We start from the raw sequence: 19,152 nt of genomic DNA, 5'->3' as shown, positions 1-19,152 counted from the left end.
AATTACAATTATGAAATTAATAGGTCCGTTTAAACAGCTTATCCCTATGACAGGGCTATCAATAAAAGGTCCGCTTTCAGATGATGATATTCTGGTCATGGAAGATGTCGGAATTTTGATCGAAGGAACCAGAATAAAGTCTATCGGTAAATTCAATGAACTCAAAATTGCTTATTGCAAAGTAGAAGTTCACGAATTAAAAGGTGACCACATAGGACTGCCCGGTATTATAGATGCGCATACCCACATTTGTTTTGGCGGCTCACGGGCCGCTGACTATGCTATGCGAAATGCCGGTAAAACATACTTGGAAATCGCCAAAGCCGGTGGCGGAATTTGGGATACGGTAACCCAAACCAGAAAAAGTAGCCAAGACCAACTGATAAAAACAACAATGAAACGGGCCCATCGGCATTTAAAAAACGGAACTACCACTATTGAGGTAAAAAGTGGCTACGGGTTATCTGTTGTCGAAGAATTGAAGATGCTAAGGGCAATTCAGAAAGCAAATGACCAAACTCCGGCCGATTTAATTTCGACTTGTCTGGCAGCACATATGTTTCCTAAAGATTTTGAAGGAAGCCCAGAAGATTACTTAGAGCTAATTAGCTCTACCCTGTTCCCTATTTTAAAGGAAGAACACTTAACGAACCGCATTGATGCCTTTGTAGAAGAAAGTGCCTTTTCTGAGCAACAGATCGCACCGTATTTGAAAAAGGCAAAAGCAATGGGGTTTGACATTACCGTTCACGCGGATCAATTTTCAACGAACGGAAGTAAGGTTGCCGTTGATGTTGGGGCAATCAGTGCCGATCATTTAGAAGCGAGTACCCAAACCGAAATAAATCTTTTGGCCCAAAGTGATATCATTTCAACAGCATTACCCGGGGCCTCATTGGGATTAGGTTGCAATTTCACTCCGGCCAGAAAGATTTTAGATGCTGGTGGTGCCTTGGCCATTGCAAGTGACCACAACCCAGGTTCTGCCCCAATGGGCGATTTATTGACTCAAGCCGCTATTCTTGGATCATTTGAAAAATTATCCAATGCCGAGGTTTTAGCGGGAATTACTTTTCGTGCCGCCGCAGCGTTAAATCTGCAGGATAGAGGCCAATTAAAAGAAGGACTCTTAGCAGATGTCCTTCTCTTTCACTCAAGTGATTACAGAGAAATATTATATCACCAAGGAAGCTTTAAGCCTTGCGTGGTCTATAAGAATGGTGAAAAGGTTTATGACAAACATCAATAAGCATTACGTATGAACTTTAAAGAACAAATACTTCAAGGTATTCCGAAAAAGCTTCCTGCCAAAAAGGAATATTCGTTCGACGCCAATCGAGCCCCTAAACGAAAAGAGATATTATCCCTAAAAGAAAAAAAACTGGCAATCCGCAATGCGCTTCGATATTTTCCGGCTGCATGGCATTCAGAACTATCTACAGAGTTTGCTAAAGAACTCAAGGCCCACGGACGCATCTATATGTTTCGTTTTAAGCCTGCCTATAAACTCTATGCCAGACCTATTAACGAATACCCCTATAAATCACGGCAGGCGGCAGGTATCATGTTGATGATCCAGAACAATCTTGACCCTGCCGTGGCCCAACATCCTGAAGAATTAATTACCTACGGTGGTAATGGTGCCGTTTTTCAGAATTGGGCGCAATACCTGTTAACCATGCAGTACCTGGCTTCAATGACCGATGAGCAAACCTTGCATATCTATTCCGGACACCCTATGGGCTTATTCCCTTCTTCTAAGGAAGCACCAAGGGTAGTGGTTACCAATGGTATGATGATTCCTAACTATTCAAAACCTGACGATTGGGAAAAATACAATGCCTTAGGGGTTACCCAATACGGACAAATGACGGCTGGTTCATACATGTATATTGGCCCACAGGGAATCGTTCACGGTACTACAATAACGGTAATGAACGCGTTTAGAAAAGTTTTAAAAAAAGACGAAACATGCGCAGGAAAAATATTCTTGACAGCAGGCTTGGGCGGTATGAGCGGCGCACAACCAAAAGCAGGAAATATCGCCGGATGTATTACCATTTGCGCAGAAGTCAACCCGGCTGCAGCAAAAAAGAGGTATTCTCAAGGTTGGGTCGATTTACTTATTGATGATATGGACGATCTTGTCTCTCGCACAAAAGAAGCTATCGACAAAAAGGAAATCGTATCCTTGGCATTCATCGGAAACGTGGTAGAGGTATGGGAACGTTTTTATTCCGAGAATATATACATCCATTTAGGTTCCGACCAAACCTCATTGCACAACCCTTCGGCTGGCGGATATTATCCTGTTGATTTAAGTTTTGAAGAATCAAATGAACTGATGGTCGAAAATCCTGAAGAATTTAAAAACTACGTTCGGAAATCCCTTAGAAGACATGCATCTGCCATAAATAAACATACCGCAAAAGGCACCTATTTCTTTGATTACGGAAATGCTTTTCTTTTAGAGTGTTCACGCGCCAACGCCGATGTGATGGCCGAAAACCAAATTGATTTTAAATACCCATCCTATGTACAAGATATTTTAGGCCCTATGTGTTTTGACTATGGTTTTGGGCCGTTTCGCTGGGTGTGCACTTCTGGAAACCCCAAAGATTTAAAAAAGACAGACGCAATTGCCCTTCAGGTCATGAAGGATATAAAAACCAATGCTCCCAATGAAATTCAACAACAGTTGCAGGATAATATAAAATGGATAGAAGAAGCCGAACAAAACAAATTGGTCGTTGGATCCCAAGCAAGAATACTCTATGCCGATGCCGAGGGAAGAACAAAAATTGCCGAAGCTTTTAACCAGGCCATCAATTCTGGTGAGATTTCCCACCCCATTATCCTAGGGCGTGACCATCACGATGTAAGTGGAACGGATTCTCCTTTTAGAGAAACCAGCAACATCTATGATGGCAGTAAGTTTACTGCAGATATGGCTATTCATAATGTCATTGGCGATAGCTTTAGGGGCGCCACTTGGGTCTCAATTCATAATGGTGGGGGCGTAGGCTGGGGAGAAGTCATCAACGGCGGGTTCGGTATGTTATTAGATGGGTCTGCCGAAGCTTCCAAAAAACTCAAAAACATGCTTTTCTACGATGTTAACAACGGCATCTCACGAAGAAGTTGGGCTCGAAACGATGAGGCCATATTTGCCATAAAGAGGGAAATGGAAAGAACTCCTGAACTCAAGGTTACTTTGCCTAATTTAGTGGAAAGCGATGTATTAGAAAATCTTTTCGATTAACCATGGTAAACTATCAGAAACCCGAAACTGCAATTTGGACCGGAAGAAAATCGGGGCAACAATTATATCTTCACGAAAAAGTGCAGTGCATAGATTTAAACGAAAGTAGCTTAGATTCCAACGCCAAAAGTTTTGCACTTTTGGGATACGCCTGTAATGAAGGTGTTAAAAGAAATCTGGGAAGAATTGGTGCTTTTGATGGTCCGGATGTAATTCGGACCCAATTAGGCAAGATGCCCAATCATTTGGGCTCCGAAACAAAGCTCCTTGATATAGGTTCTGTTCAATGCCTTCAAGAGGATATGGAAGCAGCCCAAGAAGACCTATCTGAAAAAGTAAAGCTTATCTTGCAAAGTAAAGCCTTGCCCGTTCTTCTTGGAGGCGGGCACGATATGGCATACGCGCACTACAACGGAATCAAAAAATACTTAGGGAAAAATACCCCCATAGGTATCATAAACTTTGATGCCCACTTTGATTTACGTTCCACTGAAAATGGAAATAACTCAGGCACGCCTTTTTATCAAATAGCAGAAGATTGCAAAAAAGACAATGCTCCTTTTCACTATTTATGCCTAGGCATCCGAAAGGATGCAAATGACAAAGTATTGTTTCAAACTGCCAGAGACTTAGGGGTGAGCTACATTGAAAACATCGTTTTTTCAATGAACGAATTTAAAAAGGTTACACGCACACTTTTAGATTTTATCAAAAAAGTAGACCATATTTATGTAACCATAGACCTTGATGGTTTTTCTTCAGCTTACGCACCAGGAGTTAGCGCTCCTTCCCCCATGGGTTTTACGCCGAAAATGGTTCTTGAAACTTTAAAATTGATTATAGGTTCAAATAAAATGATTTCCATTGATATAGCGGAAATGAATCCAAAATATGATATTGACAATCACACCGCTAAATTAGCGGCCTCTTTAATTCACTTTGTTCTCGATGCTAAAAATTACTCCAACCAGCTTTGGTAATACTTACCGTCATCGATATCCATGGCCTGCTGGGTCAGCTTTAGCGGTTTAAAGGTATCGATCATGACCGCAAGTTCCTCCGTTTTGCTTTTCCCTATACTCGCTTCGTAAGTACCTGGGTGCGGACCATGCGGAATACCCGCCGGGTGTAGGGAAATATACCCTTCATCAATCCCCTTCCTACTCATAAAATCACCATCCACATAATAGAGCACCTCATCGGAATCTATATTGGAATGGTTATACGGTGCCGGTATGGCCTGTGGGTGATAATCGTACAACCTCGGGCAGAAGGAGCACACCACAAAGGCGCTTGTCTCAAAGGTTTGGTGCACTGGGGGCGGTTGGTGAACGCGACCTGTAATGGGTTCGAAATTATGAATGGAAAAGCCATAGGGAAAATTGTAACCGTCCCAACCGACCACATCAAACGGATGGGTGGCATATACCAAATGGTGCAGCTGCCCTTGTTTTTTCACTTTCATCAAAAACTCTCCCTTTTCATCAAAGGTCTGCAGGTTCTGTGGCAGCTTAAAATCGCGCTCGCAAAATGGCGAATGCTCTAAGTGCTGGCCGAACCAATTCCGGTATCTTTTAGGGGTGTATATAGGGTGATAGCTTTCCGTAAGCAACAAGCGATTATCTTCTGTATCAAATTCAATTTGATAGATCATCCCTCTGGGAATCATAAGGTAGTCGCCATATTCAAAAGGAATCTCCCCTAAAAAGGTCTTTAAGGTACCCGAACCCCTATGTACGAACAACAGCTCATCGGCATCGGTATTCTTATAAAAATAATCCGTGACCGACTTTCTGGGGGCGGCGAGCCCCACATGCACATCTGAATTGAAAAGTACCGTCTTTCGGCTCTGTAGATAATCATCTTCAGGCTTTATCTCGAAGCCCTTTAGCAATCTCGATTTTATATTGTATTCTACGGCGGCCCTTGGAGCAATATCCAAGGTTTTACCGACTTCCTTTACCTGTGTAGGCCTATGCAAGTGATAGAGTAAAGAAGACATTCCATCAAACCCAATGGTTCCGAACAATTGTTCGTAATGCAAGCTACCATCGTCTTTTTTGAAGATGGTATGTCGTTTTTGCGGAAACTTTCCGAGCTTATGATATAACGGCATATGTTCTGCGTTTATAAATGTACTCCTAAAATTAGTGCTTTTTTAGCGATATCGCATATTTGCCCTTCCATAAAAACGGATGGAATTATTTTTCATATAAGAAATCCTTAAAATGGAAAAAACGTTTTAATAATGTATTTCAGCGATAAAAAGAGCGCATTTCGTCGTAAGTTTGACCTGTCGTTAAGCTCATAAAATTGAGTGGCATAATCCAGAGGACCATAAATTTGAATCTGGCTTAAAGTACACATAGAAGTTTAAACCTTAGCACCTCGTATCATGGAAAGAACACATCATCAGGTAAAAGCGGAAAGAGCCAAAAAGGCATGGATGCTCATCCAAAACCAAACGACTTCCAAGCAAAACAAACAGGCATCGTTAGAGCGCCAATTGCAAAAAATCTAAAGTTACCCTTCCTAAAATTCTCCCTTCGCCAAAACAGGTCGACTGCCATGTCCGACGTGTTTTCAAATTACCGAAGGGGGCAAACAAAAAAAGCCTTCCAACAAGGAAAGCCTTTCATTGGCCCAAACCTATTCAGGTTCTGGGTCACAACACAACAGCGCAAAGATACTAAAGCATTTGAATTAATTGCAATTTGCCGGCCACAAACTAAGCCTTAGGCTTGAAGCGTCTCATAATAAGCCGCGCAGCCTTATCGTAGTTAATGTAGTTGTAGGCCCAGTTAAAAAATACTACCACCTTATTTCTAAAACCTACCAAGGCCATTAGGTGAACGAACATCCAAATAAACCATGCAAAGAAGCCGGCGAACTTTAGCTTCTTAATATCGGCAACCGCCTTATTTCGGCCAATGGTGGCCATGGTTCCCTTATCGCGATAAGTGAAGGGCTTCAATTCTTTTCCCTGTAGCATGCGCCCTAGGTTATCGGCCAACAACTCCCCTTGTTGAATGGCGGGTTGCGCCACTTGGGGATGTCCTTTAGGGAAGTCTTCGGTTTCCATATAGGCAATATCACCAATGGCAAAAACAGTATCATAGCCCTCAACTTGGTTGAACCGGTTTACCTTATAGCGGTTCAACCGTTCCACAAGTACATGGGTGGCAAAACCTTCAATGGCGGCCCCGGTAACCCCTGCCGTCCAAATAAAATTCTTGGTGTTTAAGGTTGTGCCATCCTTTAGGGTAAGTCGCTCCCCGTCATAATCACTGGCAATCACGTTTAAATGAACACGTACACCGAGGGCCTTCAAAAATTCGGCCGCCCTTTTGGAAGCATTCTCGCTCATTGGGGGCAACACCCTTGGGCCACCCTCAAATAGGTTGATTTCCATTTCATCTACGTTGAGATGCCTGTAATCTTTAGGAAAAACATTGTTCTTCAATTCGGCAAATGCACCGGCCAACTCTACTCCCGTAGGACCTGCGCCCACAATACAAAAATTCAACAAAGCCTTGCGTTCAACCGGATCAAGGCAGTCATCGGCCTTTTCAAAATTCTGTAGCATAAGGCTCCTGATATCAAGCGCCTGGGGAACGGTCTTCATGGGCATGGCGTACCGGGCTATATTCTGGTTGCCAAAGAAATTGGTCTTTGTTCCTGTGGCCAAGACCAAATAATCGTAACCTAGGTTTCCTATATCGGTAAAAACGGTCTGCCCATCAGGATCGATGCGTTGCACCGAAGCCATCCTAAAATAAAAATTATCGAGTTCCTTCAAGACCTTTCGAAGCGGGTATGCAATGGAATCAGGTTCCAAGCCACTGGTAGAAACCTGATATAGAAGTGGCTGAAAGGTATGGTAGTTATGGCGGTCGATCAAGACCACCTGTAAATCAACTTCTTTTAGATTTTTTGCCAGTGATATTCCGGCAAAGCCGCCTCCAATTATCACTATTCGTTTTTGACCAGTATCGGGAAGGTTCATGTCATAATTTTGTACAAAATTAAGAAGAACCAATGCTGCGGGGCATGCGATTAGGAGAAATATAACAGATAATTTTGACCCAATAAAAAAACTGCCCTTTCAAGCAGTTTTGTGTTTTATTTCTAGACCAAGGCCTAATTGACCATGGCTCCAATTTACTAGGAAACGGAAAGGCCTTCCTCGTTTTGGTTTGTCGATTTTTTGTTACACATTCCCAGTTCGGGTATGACCAATAGGGGTATCTGTGTGTGAAATGCCATTTTCTTTACAACAGGTTCCCTTGTAATTTTTTCCATATAGCTATGCTGATAATTAAGCATGGCCAACAGGTGTATGTCCAGTTCATTACTAAAGACCTCCAAGGTTTTTGATACCGAGTTCAGTTCCGATACGGTATGAACATAATGCTCCACATTTTTCAAATACTTTCTAAGCATGTCTAAATTGAATTTCTGCAGTTCGCTCAAGGCATGTATCCCTTGTTGTACATGTACGATACGGATGACCGCACCAAAGGCCCGGCTCATATCGAGCAGGGGCTCGAGTTCAGATTCGGTATAGAATCTATTGAAATCCGTAGCAAAGGCAATTTCATTGGGGCGGACAAAGGGAAAGGATTCAGGCACGGCCAATACCGGGCAATTATTGACCGACTTTATGATCCGTACGGTATTGCTGCCCATAAAGACCTCTTCTAGGCCCGAGGCTCCTTTGGTTCCTGTCACCACCAGATCGATTTCCTTATCTTCTATGGTTTCCTTGACCTCATCGACCAACATGCTGAACGACGATATCACCTGAAAACTATGCTTTGGGTTGTTGAATTGGGCCTTGATACGCGATATGACCTTGGCCAGGCCCGATTCCGAAATTTCCTTGGCCGTATCTTCCAACATATTTCCTTCGAGGGCGGCCGCCATAAAACGACTGTGGGCTATGTGCGGGGTATAGGTATTCAACACGTAAAAAGTACAGGCCTCGTTGGCAAAAAGCTCTATGGCGTAGCATACGGCATTCCACGCATTTTCTGAAAAATCGGTTGGCAACAATATATTCTTCATCTACTTTTTTATTGAAATCTTCAAGGGTAAAAGTAGATGCAAAGCCATAGGTAAACTATGACATATGTCAGTTTTGGAATGTCCGGTTTAGAATCTTTCGGCGAGTTCCAAGAGTTTACGTTCGTCGAGCACCCCTATTTTTTTTCCGGAAGTTTTGATCAAGCCCTTCTTCTTGAACTCCGAAATAATCCGGATACATGATTCGGTAGCGGTTCCTACCACATTTGAATAATCTTCACGAGAGAGCACTAAGTTCAAGAAACCATCGGTATCGTCCCCATAGTTTTTTCTAAGGTATAAAAAGGCCTCGGCCATTCGCTGCTTTACCGTTTTTTGAGACATGTTTACGATAACGTCATCAGCTTCCTTTAGATCGTGAGCCATATGCCGCAAGACCTCAACCGCAAAGTTCGGGTTTTGATCGAGCGTATTGGAAATTACATCCTTTGGTATAAAACAGACCTCCATATCACTTACCGCGATTGCGCTCAAATTGGTGACTTCTTCGGCAATCACGGCACGTTGGCCCATTACCTCCCCCTTACTGGCCAGTTTAACGATCTGGTCTTTTCCGTTCGCACTTAGTTTCGACAGTTTTGAAACCCCGGTCCTTACGCAAAAAACCCCATTAAGCTGCTCGCCCTCCTGAAATAGTGCCTCGCCTTTTTTAAGTTTTTTGGAAACCTTGGAATCGGATACTTTCTTTAATTCCTCCTTGCTCATCGCACGTAACGAATTAAATTGTCGTATTATACAATTTTCACATCTGCTGCTCATACACCATTAATTATACCTGACTATGCAAAGATAACCTTCACCGACCGTGTTAAACCTGATAATTGTCATATTTTTTAACACCTACCTTTTGCATCTTTGCAAATAGGTATTAGCAAGTGTAACATGAAATCTAACAACTGTTTCCATTGCGGCGACGACTGTGGCAATAACCCAATCGCACTAGACGATAAAAATTTTTGCTGCCACGGTTGCAAGACCGTGTACGAAATATTATCGGGCCATGACCTCGATTATTATTACGACTTGCAATCTGCGGCCGGGGCATCCCCGAAATCAATTGATGGAAGATACGATTTTTTAGATTCAACTCCAATCGCAGAAAAACTTATTGAGTTCAATGACGGCAACTTACAGATCGTCAACCTTTATATCCCACATATTCACTGTAGCTCGTGTATCTGGGTTCTTGAAAACCTGAACAAGCTAAACCATTATATCAAGAGCACCCAAGTAAATTTCCCCAAAAAGACGGTACGCATTACATATAGCAGTTCCGATATTTCACTAAAGGAAGTCGTGGTGCTACTGGCCCGTATCGGTTATGAGCCCTATATCTCCCTAGATGATTTCGACAAAAAGAAGAAAAGTGCCGACCGTAGCCTTATCTACAAACTTGGGGTAGCAGGTTTTGCCTTTGGCAATGTGATGTTCCTGTCGTTTCCCGACTATTTTGACCTATCGTCAAGCAATGCATCCGGCGGCGAATACTGGCTCAACAAATACGAACCGGTCTTTCATTGGCTTATATTCTTGTTTTCGCTACCGGTACTTCTTTATGCCGGCAGGGATTATTTTATTTCGGCCTACAAAGGCATCCGTAGTAAAATGTTGAATATTGACGTACCCATTGCCCTTGGAATCTTCGTGCTCTTTGTTCGCAGCACCCTGGATATTGTCTTTGATTGGGGAAGCGGTTTTTTCGATTCGCTTACGGGATTGGTTTTCTTCTTGCTCTTAGGAAAGTTCTTTCAGCAAAAGACCTATTCCTTCCTTTCCTTCGAACGTGACTACAAATCGTATTTCCCTATTGCCATAACCCGCATCACCAAAGACGGCAAGGAAGAAACCGCCCAAGTACACGATATCGAAAGAGGCGACCGCCTACTGATCCGAAGCGAAGAGCTGATTCCCGTTGACGGCATCCTCATTAAAGGACAGGCTCGTATCGACTATAGCTTTGTTACGGGCGAATCGGAACCGGTAAAAAAAGAATCTGGGGAGAAAGTCTTTGCCGGCGGAAAACAACTACAAGGTGCCATAGAGATGGAAGCCTTAAAATCAGTCTCACAAAGTTACCTCACCCAATTGTGGAGCAATTCCGTTTTTCAGGAAGACAAGGCCAGTACGTTTCAGACCCTGACCGACAGTATCGGCCGAAGGTTTACCATAGCCGTGCTCAGCATTGCCTCTTTATCGGCCATTTTCTGGCTCTATTTTGACCCGAGCAAGGCCCTGAACGTCTTTACCGCGGTCTTGATCATTGCCTGCCCATGCGCCATTGCCCTTTCGTCACCCTTTACCCTTGGCAACATGCTCCGAATCTTCGGCCGTAAGAAATTTTATTTAAAAGACACACAAACCATTGAGCAATTGGCCCAAATAGATACGGCTATTTTTGATAAAACAGGTACGATAACCACTGCCCAAAAGAGCACGGCCACCTATGAGGGCATGCCCCTTACGGAAGCCGAGGCCTCCCTATTAAAGAATACCCTAAGGGGGTCGAACCACCCCTTGAGCCGATCACTCTACAACCTATTGGCCGAAGAGAATATCGTTACCCTTGACGAATACGAAGAACACATCGGCAAAGGCGTAGAAGGAACTAAGGACAACGAGCACATTAAAGCGGGATCGGCCGACTTTGTAGGTAACGGAAAAACTACGGATGCCCTTACCACGGCGGTTCATATCAGCAGCAACGACACCTATAAGGGCAAGTATATCTTTCACAATGAATACCGAGAAGGGGTTTCCCAGGTATTCGAAAAAATGTCTAAAAATTTTAATGTAGCCGTACTCTCGGGCGACAACGAAGGTGAAAAGCAGCGCCTTGAAAAATTGTTGCCAAAGCTCACCCCCTTGTATTTTGGCCAAAAACCACAGGATAAGCTCGAATTTATTAAATCCCTACAAGAACAGGGCAAAAAAGTACTGATGGTAGGTGACGGACTTAACGATGCCGGTGCCTTGGCCCAAGCCGAAGTAGGCCTTGCCATTTCTGAGAACATCAATGTATTTTCACCTGCCAGTGATGGCATTATGGATGCCAGCAAATTTAAACAGTTGCACCAATACATCCAGGCCTCTAAAAAAGCCATGAAGGTCATAAAAATGAGTTTTATCCTATCTTTGACCTATAACCTAATTGGACTTTATTTTGCGGTTACAGGGCAATTAGAGCCGGTTATTGCGGCCATCTTAATGCCCCTAAGCTCCATTAGCGTCGTGGCATTTACCACGGTAGCCACTAATTTTATAGGCAGAAATATTGACTGATGTTGTAAGTTATAACGTTCAAATTTGCAACTTCATCGTGAAAAATCTAGACGGATCCGTTTAAAAAGTTAGGTTTGCAAAACCAACAATCCACCAAACTCGTTTTAAGTATAAATGCCAACTTTCAATACCTCTTCGATTTTAAACCATTTTAAAAAAATCTCTTTCCTTCAGATATCGATAGCCATTGTATATCTCTGGTTCGGAGTACTTAAATTCTTCAACGATGTAAGTCCAGCCGAAGAATTGGCCAAAGAAACCATTACATCATTGACCTTTGGCCTTATCCCCCCGAATGTTTCAATTGTACTTCTAGCCCTTTTGGAAGTCGGTATCGGCACATTCCTGCTTTTCGATTTATTCAGGAAGCAGACCGTTATCGTGACCTTATTGCATATGGTCTGTACCTTTTCGACCTTGTTGCTTCTAAACGAGGCCTCTTTCACTTTCAGCCCATTCGCCCCTACATTGCTCGGCCAATATGTTATCAAGAATTTGATTATCGTTGCTGCATTAGTTTCTATCTATCAGGGCGCCAAAAAGGCTTAAGATTTCAAACCTAGGCCCATTTACTCTTTACCTATATCTTTTCAAATATTTTTTTTCAGTAATACGATTATTTTATCTTTTTATAAATCAAATGTTTACATATGATAATTAAGAAACTTTAAGAGAATCGTCAAAACCTGATATAAGTCATATTTAATCGGGTACACACGCCGTAGTTTTACGGCATAATTCAGGTAGGTATGAGTGTTATTTATGTGTTATTGGCCATCAGCGTTCTAGTTGCGGTCTTATTTTTCATTGCATTTATCGTTTCGGTAAAGAGCGGTCAGTACGATGATTCGTATACCCCATCGGTACGTATGCTTTTTGAAGATGAGCTGGTAAAGAAGCAAAAAGATGTCTCCACCAAGAAAAACAAAGAAAAAATCCAACTAAATAAACAGGTATAATTATGGAAGTACAGCAGTTTTATTACGATAACAAAATCGTGAAAAATTTCCTCTATGCAACCATGTTCTGGGGTATTGTGGGTATGTCCGTAGGCTTATTGCTAGCCTTTATGTTCATGTTTCCCAACTTGACCGACGGAATATCATGGTTAAGTTTTGGCCGTTTGCGCCCATTACACACCAATGCGGTGATTTTCGCATTTGTAGGAAATGCTATTTTCGCGGGGGTCTATTACTCAACGCAACGATTGCTCAAGGCCCGTATGTACAGTGACTTCTTGAGTAAATTCAATTTTTGGGGCTGGCAGGCCATAATTGTATCGGCAGCCATAACCTTGCCATTAGGATACACCAGCACCAAAGAATACGCCGAACTTGAATGGCCCATAGATATCGCCATTACCTTGGTATGGGTGGCATTTGGTGCCAACCTTATCGGTACCATGCTCAAAAGGAGACAACGTCACCTTTACGTGGCCATTTGGTTTTATCTGGCAACCTTCGTTACCGTAGCCGTTCTACATATTTTCAACAATCTGGAACTTCCTGTTAGTGCCTTAAAAAGTTATTCGGTCTATGCGGGCGTTCAAGATGCCTTGGTGCAGTGGTGGTACGGACATAATGCGGTGGCCTTCTTCTTGACCACACCATTTTTGGGCCTTATGTACTACTACGTTCCAAAAGCCGCGAACCGACCGGTATACTCGTATAGATTATCTATAGTCCACTTTTGGTCTTTGATCTTTATTTACATCTGGGCCGGACCTCACCATTTATTGTATTCCGCATTACCTGATTGGGCACAAAACCTAGGGGTTGCGTTTTCCATCATGCTTTTGGCCCCTTCTTGGGGAGGTATGATCAACGGACTTTTAACCTTGCGTGGTGCTTGGGACAAGGTTCGTACCGATCCCGTCTTAAAATTTATGGTGGTAGCGATTACCGGTTATGGTATGGCCACTTTTGAAGGCCCTATGCTTTCACTTAAAAACGTAAATGCCATTGCACACTTTAGCGACTGGATCATTGCCCATGTACACGTAGGGGCCTTGGCCTGGAACGGTTTCTTGACCTTTGGTATGATCTACTGGTTGGTACCTAAAATGACCAAGAACAAATTGTTCTCGACCAGTTTGGCAAACTTCCACTTTTGGATCGGTACCTTGGGTATCATTCTATATACCTTACCCATGTACGTGGCCGGATTTACCCAAGCCTTGATGTGGAAAGACTTCAACCCAGACGGCACCTTGGTTTACGGTAACTTCTTAGAGACCGTACACGAAATCATGCCGATGTACTGGATGCGTGCCATTGGTGGAACCCTATATATCACAGGTGCCTGTGTAATGATCTATAACGTGGTCAGAACTATACGTTCCGGTAGTACCATAGAAGACGAATTGGCCGAAGCCGCTGCCTTGACCCGCGTTTCAAAGCACAGAACCGCTGGAGAAACCTTCCATACTTGGTTGGAGCGCAAGCCTATTCAGTTGACCATTTTGGCCACTGTAGCCATTTTGATCGGGGGTATTATCCAGATCGTACCTACACTTTTGGTAAAATCGAACATTCCTACCATAACCAGTGTAAAACCCTATACACCTTTAGAATTGGAAGGCCGTGACCTCTATATCCGTGAAGGCTGTGTAAGTTGCCACTCGCAAATGGTACGTCCTTTCAGAAGTGAGGTAGAGCGTTATGGTGAATACGCAAAGGCAGGTGAATTCGTGTACGACCACCCCTTCCTTTGGGGAAGTAAACGTACCGGTCCCGATTTGCTCAGGGTAGGCGGTAAATATTCCGACAACTGGCACTTGAACCACATGTACGACCCACAAAGTACCTCTTCAGGCTCTATCATGCCCTCATATTCATGGCTAGTGCGCAACAAGCACGACCGCAGTGATATACAGAAAAAAATGAAAGCCATGGTCACCCTAGGGGTACCCTATACCGAAGAGGAAATAGCAAACGCCGATGCCCTTATGGATGCACAGGCAGAACAAATCGAGAAAAACCTGTATACGGATCCCGATTTTGCCAAGAACTATGAGGCCGATAAAGCCAATGCCGCAGAAAACGGCGAAGAGTTCATAGAAATGAGAGACCGAGAAATCGTAGCCTTAATCGCCTACCTACAAAGGTTAGGAACCGATATCAAGGTCAAGGAAACCGGTGAAATATTATCTGACAACAAAAACTAAAGATCATGCTCAAATTTGTAAAAGGTTACATGGAAAGTATCGATGGCGTAGCAACCTACCCCATGATATCGTTACTTATCTTCTTTGTGTTTTTCACATTGTTGTTCTGGTGGGTCTTCACCGCCTCGAAATCGTACATAAAAGAAGTGAGCGAATTGCCCTTGGAAGAAGATAACCAACAAAACCTAGAATTATGAAAAATACATCGACTTGGTGGATTAAAATACCATTGATTTTCTTTTTAATATTTGGCCTGACGGAATTCTTCGTTGATTCAGGAGAGATCCCGGCCTTTATAAAATACCCGATGGTACAGGTGTTTCTCGTATTCATCCTGTTCTTACTTATCGTTATAGCGATAATTACCAGGGCTATTGAAAACGTAATGTTCCAAACGCTTTCTAAAGAAGGCCAAGAGCGCTATATAGCCGCCAAGAGCAAATCGTTCCAATGGGAATGGGGCCAAAGGGTCTACCAAAAATTACTTGGTTCAAAACCCATTGAAAAAGAGGAAGAAATCATTCTTGACCACAATTACGACGGTATTCGCGAACTAGACAACAATCTTCCGCCGTGGTGGGTATATCTTTTCTATGCCTCCATTGTCTTTGCCGTAGTCTATTTGGCACGCTTTCACGTGTTCAACGACTATAACCAAGATCAAGAATACGAGCAAGAGGTGGCCGCTGCGCAATTAGAGATCGAAGCCTACAAAAAAACCGCTAAGGGACTTGTAGATGCCAATACGGTAGAGCTACTTACCGATGCAGGCGATCTTAAAGCCGGACAGACCATTTTTGAGAGCAACTGTATTGCCTGTCATATGGCCGATGGCGGTGGTGGTATCGGACCGAACCTTACCGACCAACACTGGATTTTGGGTGGAGGCATCAAAAACGTTTTCCATACCATTTCAGAAGGTGGACGTGACGGCAAGGGTATGATTGCCTGGAAACAGACCTTAAAACCAGCGGAAATCGCCCAGGTGGCCAGCTACGTACTAAGCTTTCAAGGTACAACACCGGCCAATCCGAAACCCGCCGAAGGTGATTTATGGGTAGACCCCAACGCTACGGAACAGCCAGCACCGGCACAAGAAAACAGTACCGAACAAGTCATCGACTCCACTTCGGTAACCGTGAACTGAATATTGCGGGACCAAGGCCCCGAAAGCTGATAAAGCGAACATAAAATGGCACAAGACCAAGACAATTTCAGAGATTCAATAGGCACCATTAAAGAGGATGGAAAACGCGCATGGGTTTTTCCCAAAAAGCCCAGTGGCAAATTTTACCAATATCGTAAATATGTCAGTTATGTTCTTCTGACCTTCTTGATCGCCTCCCCCTTTATAAAGGTGAATGGCAACCAATTCTTGATGTTCAACGTACTCGAAAGACGGTTCAACATCTTCGGTTTTCCATTCTACCCCCAAGATTTTCATCTCTTTGTTATTTCGATGATTATCGGGGTGGTCTTTATTGCGCTCTTTACCGTGGCCTTTGGTCGCATTTTTTGCGGATGGATGTGCCCACAGACCATTTTTATGGAGATGGTCTTCCGAAGGATCGAGTATTGGATCGACGGAGACAGAGGAGCGCAAATGCGACTCGACCGACAACCTTGGAATGCCGAAAAAATCAGGAAACGCACCCTCAAATGGTTTATCTTTTTTATCATATCGTTCATTATAGCCAATGTCTTTCTGGCTTACCTTATCGGAAGTGACCGTTTGATACAATACATTACCGACGGACCGACCGAGCACCTGAGTACCATGTTGTCCCTATTGATATTCACCGCCGTCTTTTATTTTGTATTCGCGTGGTTTAGGGAACAGGTATGTATTATCGCCTGCCCTTACGGCCGTATGCAAGGGGTGTTGCTCGACAACAAATCTATAGTAGTGGCCTATGATCACAAGAGGGGTGAAGCCGAGAACGGAAGAAAAAAATGGCGTAAGAACGAAGACCGGGAGGCTTTGGGCCATGGCGATTGTATCGACTGTTTTCAATGTGTGAACGTTTGCCCCACAGGAATAGACATCAGAAACGGAACCCAATTGGAATGCGTGAATTGTACGGCCTGTATCGACGAATGCGATACGATTATGGAAAAGGTAAACCTGCCCAAAGGCTTGATCCGTTATGCCAGTGAAGACGAAATCACAAAAAAGGAGAAGTTTAAATTTACGCCCCGTTTAAAAGGGTATACGGCCGTATTGGTCATTTTGACCGGTGTGCTTATCGGTATGATGTTCTTGAGAAATGACCTTGAAGCCAATATTTTGCGGTTGCCCGGTCAACTTTACGAACACAAGGAAGGTAATATTATCAGCAACGTATATACCTATAAGCTCTTGAACAAAACAACCAAATCGGTCGACAACGTGAATTTTAAATTGATGTCGCACGAAGGCCATATCAAACTGGTCCGTAACGAGCATTTTTCCGTACCGCCAGAAGCCTTGGCTGAAGGCACCCTGTTCATTGAAATCAAGGCCTCGGCCCTGAGCGGTGATAAAAACAACCTAAAAATTGGGGTGTACAGTGATGATAAATTGATAGAAACCACAACGGCCCGCTTTTTGGCCCCGCGTAGTTATAAATAGGATTAAAAAAAGGAAAATCATGAAAATAAATTGGGGTACGGGTATCGTAATAGCTTTTATTGGCTTCATCAGTTTTATACTGTTCTTCGTGATACGAATGACCACGAGCCACAATGCCAACCATGATTTGGTAACCGAAGAGTATTACAAGGCCGAACTAAGCTATCAAAAAGAAATCGACGCGGAACAAAATGCCCTTAACGCTAGCGAACAAATAGAATTAAAAAAATCGCCTGACGGATTACTGGTTATTTTCCCTGAAGGATATGACAATACGAACGTATCAGGCAATGTGTCCCTATACAGACCATCCAATAAGCACTTGGATTTCAACTTACCTTTAAGTTTATCCAATTCACATTTGCTCATACCTGACAAACGCCTGTTGGATGGTCGCTGGGACATAACTATATCTTGGAAACACCAAGGCAAGGATTTTATGCACAAGGAAAGTATAACCTTTTAAAAAGACTATGATTTTATCTGCCGTCGTTTTAGGTCTTATGGGAAGCTTGCACTGCGTGGGTATGTGCGGTCCTATAGCCTTTATGCTTCCGGTAGATCGGTCCAATGAATTTAAAAAATTCGGACAGATATTCATTTATCACTTGGGCCGTCTTATGGCCTACGGTATTATTGGGGTGGTGTTCGGTCTTCTCGGCAAAGGACTTTCCATTTTCGGGATGCAGCAGAAACTTTCCATCATCATTGGGGTTTTAATGATCTTGGTCATCTTGATTCCCTATAAAACTTTCAACAAATACAATCTATCGAAACCTATTTACAAAATGGTTTCAAAAGTCAAGAACCGATTGGGAAAGGAGCTCAAGAAAAAATCGCCCGACACCTTCCTGACCATAGGCTTCCTTAACGGATTTTTACCATGCGGCCTGGTCTATATGGCACTCTTTGGGGCCATCGCCATGGGAAATGCCGTACAGGGCGGTCTTTATATGGTATTGTTCGGTTTAGGCACCCTGCCCTTAATGACCGTCGCCATATATTTTAGTGGCCTATTGAAAGGCGGTATACGTCAGAAAATACGCAAGGCCATTCCGGTTTTTGTTGTCATCATCGGTTTACTATTTATTCTTAGGGGCCTAGGCCTGGGCATCCCGTATGTATCGCCAGCACCCATCACGGAAATGGCTTCAAGTGCTATAGAGTGCCAAAACTAACGGCCACGGCCACCAAACATCTCGCTTATGAAACCCTTACCCAACGAAATTGTACTTCGCCCGAGGTTTCAATGGAATGTGCCCGGAGCTAAAGAAGAAATACTTCAAAAATTCGAAACGGCAGAGCACCCTCCTTTTTTGGTAAAGCGCCTAGACGAACATGTATTTATCAAGTTTAACGCCCAAAACAATCATTTTTGGTCGCCCCAATTACATCTGCAAATTGAAGATGTAGACACCACCAATAGCCACCTATATGGCATATTCGGTCCTAATCCTACCTTATGGACCTTCTTCATGTTCATACACTTCACCATAGCCTGTCTTTTCATTATTTTTGGCATTTGGGCCTATTCAAGTGCCTCCTTGAACAAACCCTATCACATTCAGATGGGTCTTATGGGCTTCTTGATCATTCTATGGTTCGTTCTCTATTTTTTTGGGAGGAGTGGCAAGCAAAAAGGGAAACCACAAATGCAAGAATTACAAACATTTACAAGAAAAATTCTTGAGCAAGAAGCCTAGAATTTTTATAGTCTTCCTTATATTTAACGGCTACAAATAACCTAAC

The 19,152-nt window shown here is 43.2% G+C and carries 18 protein-coding genes; 14 read left to right on the top strand and 4 right to left on the bottom strand.

What is annotated here, in order from left to right:
• Positions 1 to 10: 10 nt before the first annotated feature.
• Genes hutI through hutG form a run of 3 tightly spaced genes read left to right on the top strand, consistent with a single transcriptional unit; the run spans position 11 to position 4,242 of the window.
• Positions 11 to 1,249: an imidazolonepropionase gene (gene hutI / locus BW980_RS13005; protein WP_076455669.1), complete on the top strand. Its 1,239-nt coding sequence runs from the start codon at positions 11 to 13 to the stop codon at positions 1,247 to 1,249.
• Positions 1,250 to 1,258: 9 nt separating this feature from the next.
• Positions 1,259 to 3,262 carry a urocanate hydratase gene (locus tag BW980_RS13000; protein WP_076455668.1) on the top strand — a complete coding sequence of 668 codons (2,004 nt, stop codon included), beginning with the start codon at positions 1,259 to 1,261 and terminating at the stop codon, positions 3,260 to 3,262.
• A gap of 2 nt (positions 3,263 to 3,264) precedes the next feature.
• Positions 3,265 to 4,242, top strand: a complete 978-nt coding sequence (hutG, locus tag BW980_RS12995; protein WP_076455667.1) for a formimidoylglutamase — start codon at positions 3,265 to 3,267, stop codon at positions 4,240 to 4,242.
• On the opposite strand, the gene BW980_RS12990 is transcribed toward hutG, so the two are convergent.
• Positions 4,221 to 5,378: a homogentisate 1,2-dioxygenase gene (locus BW980_RS12990; protein WP_076455666.1), complete on the bottom strand. Its 1,158-nt coding sequence runs from the start codon at positions 5,376 to 5,378 to the stop codon at positions 4,221 to 4,223. The genes hutG and BW980_RS12990 overlap by 22 nt on opposite strands.
• A 279-nt stretch (positions 5,379 to 5,657) precedes the next feature.
• Here BW980_RS12990 and BW980_RS22925 point away from each other — a divergent pair, with 279 nt between their 5' ends.
• On the top strand, positions 5,658 to 5,783 hold the full coding sequence (locus BW980_RS22925) for a hypothetical protein (protein ID WP_262508143.1): 126 nt from the start codon (positions 5,658 to 5,660) through the stop codon (positions 5,781 to 5,783).
• Positions 5,784 to 5,990: 207 nt separating this feature from the next.
• Here the strand turns inward: BW980_RS22925 and BW980_RS12980 are convergent, their stop codons facing one another.
• The 3 genes from BW980_RS12980 to BW980_RS12970 all read right to left on the bottom strand — a co-directional run bounded on the left by BW980_RS12980 (position 5,991) and on the right by BW980_RS12970 (position 9,052).
• Positions 5,991 to 7,268 (bottom strand): NAD(P)/FAD-dependent oxidoreductase, encoded by a 1,278-nt coding sequence (locus BW980_RS12980; protein ID WP_076455664.1) that lies wholly within the window; start codon positions 7,266 to 7,268, stop codon positions 5,991 to 5,993.
• 158 nt (positions 7,269 to 7,426) lie between these two features.
• On the bottom strand, positions 7,427 to 8,329 hold the full coding sequence (locus BW980_RS12975; RefSeq protein WP_076455663.1) for a universal stress protein: 903 nt from the start codon (positions 8,327 to 8,329) through the stop codon (positions 7,427 to 7,429).
• A gap of 87 nt (positions 8,330 to 8,416) precedes the next feature.
• The gene (locus BW980_RS12970) at positions 8,417 to 9,052 is read right to left on the bottom strand and encodes a Crp/Fnr family transcriptional regulator (RefSeq protein ID WP_245800048.1); all 636 of its coding nucleotides are present in this window, start codon (positions 9,050 to 9,052) and stop codon (positions 8,417 to 8,419) included.
• A 177-nt stretch (positions 9,053 to 9,229) separates the two neighbouring features.
• On the opposite strand from BW980_RS12970, the gene BW980_RS12965 reads away from it, so the two are divergent.
• From BW980_RS12965 to BW980_RS12920, 10 genes are all read left to right on the top strand, one after another.
• Positions 9,230 to 11,626, top strand: a complete 2,397-nt coding sequence (locus BW980_RS12965; protein ID WP_076455661.1) for a heavy metal translocating P-type ATPase — start codon at positions 9,230 to 9,232, stop codon at positions 11,624 to 11,626.
• Between the two features lie 114 nt (positions 11,627 to 11,740).
• On the top strand, positions 11,741 to 12,175 hold the full coding sequence (locus BW980_RS12960; RefSeq protein WP_076455660.1) for a DoxX family membrane protein: 435 nt from the start codon (positions 11,741 to 11,743) through the stop codon (positions 12,173 to 12,175).
• A gap of 200 nt (positions 12,176 to 12,375) precedes the next feature.
• The gene (gene ccoS, locus BW980_RS12955; protein WP_076455659.1) at positions 12,376 to 12,585 is read left to right on the top strand and encodes a cbb3-type cytochrome oxidase assembly protein CcoS; all 210 of its coding nucleotides are present in this window, start codon (positions 12,376 to 12,378) and stop codon (positions 12,583 to 12,585) included.
• A gap of 2 nt (positions 12,586 to 12,587) precedes the next feature.
• Positions 12,588 to 14,792: a cytochrome-c oxidase, cbb3-type subunit I gene (gene ccoN, locus BW980_RS12950; RefSeq protein ID WP_076455658.1), complete on the top strand. Its 2,205-nt coding sequence runs from the start codon at positions 12,588 to 12,590 to the stop codon at positions 14,790 to 14,792.
• A 5-nt stretch (positions 14,793 to 14,797) separates the two neighbouring features.
• Positions 14,798 to 14,989, top strand: coding sequence for a cytochrome cbb3 oxidase subunit CcoQ (locus BW980_RS12945; RefSeq protein WP_013993612.1), 192 nt, complete (start codon positions 14,798 to 14,800; stop codon positions 14,987 to 14,989).
• On the top strand, positions 14,986 to 15,939 hold the full coding sequence (locus BW980_RS12940) for a cbb3-type cytochrome c oxidase N-terminal domain-containing protein (protein ID WP_076455657.1): 954 nt from the start codon (positions 14,986 to 14,988) through the stop codon (positions 15,937 to 15,939). Before BW980_RS12945 ends, BW980_RS12940 begins: the two co-directional genes overlap by 4 nt.
• Before the next feature lie 45 nt (positions 15,940 to 15,984).
• Positions 15,985 to 17,403, top strand: a complete 1,419-nt coding sequence (ccoG, locus tag BW980_RS12935) for a cytochrome c oxidase accessory protein CcoG (protein ID WP_076455656.1) — start codon at positions 15,985 to 15,987, stop codon at positions 17,401 to 17,403.
• A gap of 19 nt (positions 17,404 to 17,422) precedes the next feature.
• Positions 17,423 to 17,869 carry a FixH family protein gene (locus BW980_RS12930; RefSeq protein WP_076455655.1) on the top strand — a complete coding sequence of 149 codons (447 nt, stop codon included), beginning with the start codon at positions 17,423 to 17,425 and terminating at the stop codon, positions 17,867 to 17,869.
• 7 nt (positions 17,870 to 17,876) lie between these two features.
• Entirely contained in the window at positions 17,877 to 18,581 is a 705-nt protein-coding gene (locus BW980_RS12925; RefSeq protein WP_076455654.1) for a sulfite exporter TauE/SafE family protein, read from the top strand.
• Between the two features lie 27 nt (positions 18,582 to 18,608).
• A complete protein-coding gene (locus BW980_RS12920; RefSeq protein ID WP_076455653.1) occupies positions 18,609 to 19,106 on the top strand; it encodes a GTP-binding protein in 498 nt (165 codons plus the stop codon).
• Positions 19,107 to 19,152: the final 46 nt, after the last annotated feature.

The sequence above is a fragment of the Zobellia uliginosa genome, assembly GCF_900156625.1.
GTDB classification, from domain to species: domain Bacteria; phylum Bacteroidota; class Bacteroidia; order Flavobacteriales; family Flavobacteriaceae; genus Zobellia; species Zobellia uliginosa.
The sequence above is the reverse complement of the archived record's forward strand: the minus strand, read 5'-3'. Positions and strand labels throughout refer to the sequence as shown.

Coding starts and splice junctions, on each gene's coding strand:
- ccoS (WP_076455659.1), top strand. CDS start 12,376: ATGAGTGTTATTTATGTGTTATTGGCCATCAGCGTTCTAGTTGCGGTC.
- BW980_RS12920 (WP_076455653.1), top strand. CDS start 18,609: ATGAAACCCTTACCCAACGAAATTGTACTTCGCCCGAGGTTTCAATGG.
- BW980_RS12930 (WP_076455655.1), top strand. CDS start 17,423: ATGAAAATAAATTGGGGTACGGGTATCGTAATAGCTTTTATTGGCTTC.
- BW980_RS12960 (WP_076455660.1), top strand. CDS start 11,741: ATGCCAACTTTCAATACCTCTTCGATTTTAAACCATTTTAAAAAAATC.
- BW980_RS12965 (WP_076455661.1), top strand. CDS start 9,230: ATGAAATCTAACAACTGTTTCCATTGCGGCGACGACTGTGGCAATAAC.
- BW980_RS13000 (WP_076455668.1), top strand. CDS start 1,259: ATGAACTTTAAAGAACAAATACTTCAAGGTATTCCGAAAAAGCTTCCT.
- BW980_RS12940 (WP_076455657.1), top strand. CDS start 14,986: ATGAAAAATACATCGACTTGGTGGATTAAAATACCATTGATTTTCTTT.
- BW980_RS12970 (WP_245800048.1), bottom strand. CDS start 9,052: ATGAGCAAGGAGGAATTAAAGAAAGTATCCGATTCCAAGGTTTCCAAA.
- hutI (WP_076455669.1), top strand. CDS start 11: ATGAAATTAATAGGTCCGTTTAAACAGCTTATCCCTATGACAGGGCTA.
- BW980_RS12990 (WP_076455666.1), bottom strand. CDS start 5,378: ATGCCGTTATATCATAAGCTCGGAAAGTTTCCGCAAAAACGACATACC.
- ccoG (WP_076455656.1), top strand. CDS start 15,985: ATGGCACAAGACCAAGACAATTTCAGAGATTCAATAGGCACCATTAAA.
- BW980_RS12945 (WP_013993612.1), top strand. CDS start 14,798: ATGCTCAAATTTGTAAAAGGTTACATGGAAAGTATCGATGGCGTAGCA.
- hutG (WP_076455667.1), top strand. CDS start 3,265: ATGGTAAACTATCAGAAACCCGAAACTGCAATTTGGACCGGAAGAAAA.
- BW980_RS12980 (WP_076455664.1), bottom strand. CDS start 7,268: ATGAACCTTCCCGATACTGGTCAAAAACGAATAGTGATAATTGGAGGC.
- ccoN (WP_076455658.1), top strand. CDS start 12,588: ATGGAAGTACAGCAGTTTTATTACGATAACAAAATCGTGAAAAATTTC.
- BW980_RS12975 (WP_076455663.1), bottom strand. CDS start 8,329: ATGAAGAATATATTGTTGCCAACCGATTTTTCAGAAAATGCGTGGAAT.
- BW980_RS12925 (WP_076455654.1), top strand. CDS start 17,877: ATGATTTTATCTGCCGTCGTTTTAGGTCTTATGGGAAGCTTGCACTGC.
- BW980_RS22925 (WP_262508143.1), top strand. CDS start 5,658: ATGGAAAGAACACATCATCAGGTAAAAGCGGAAAGAGCCAAAAAGGCA.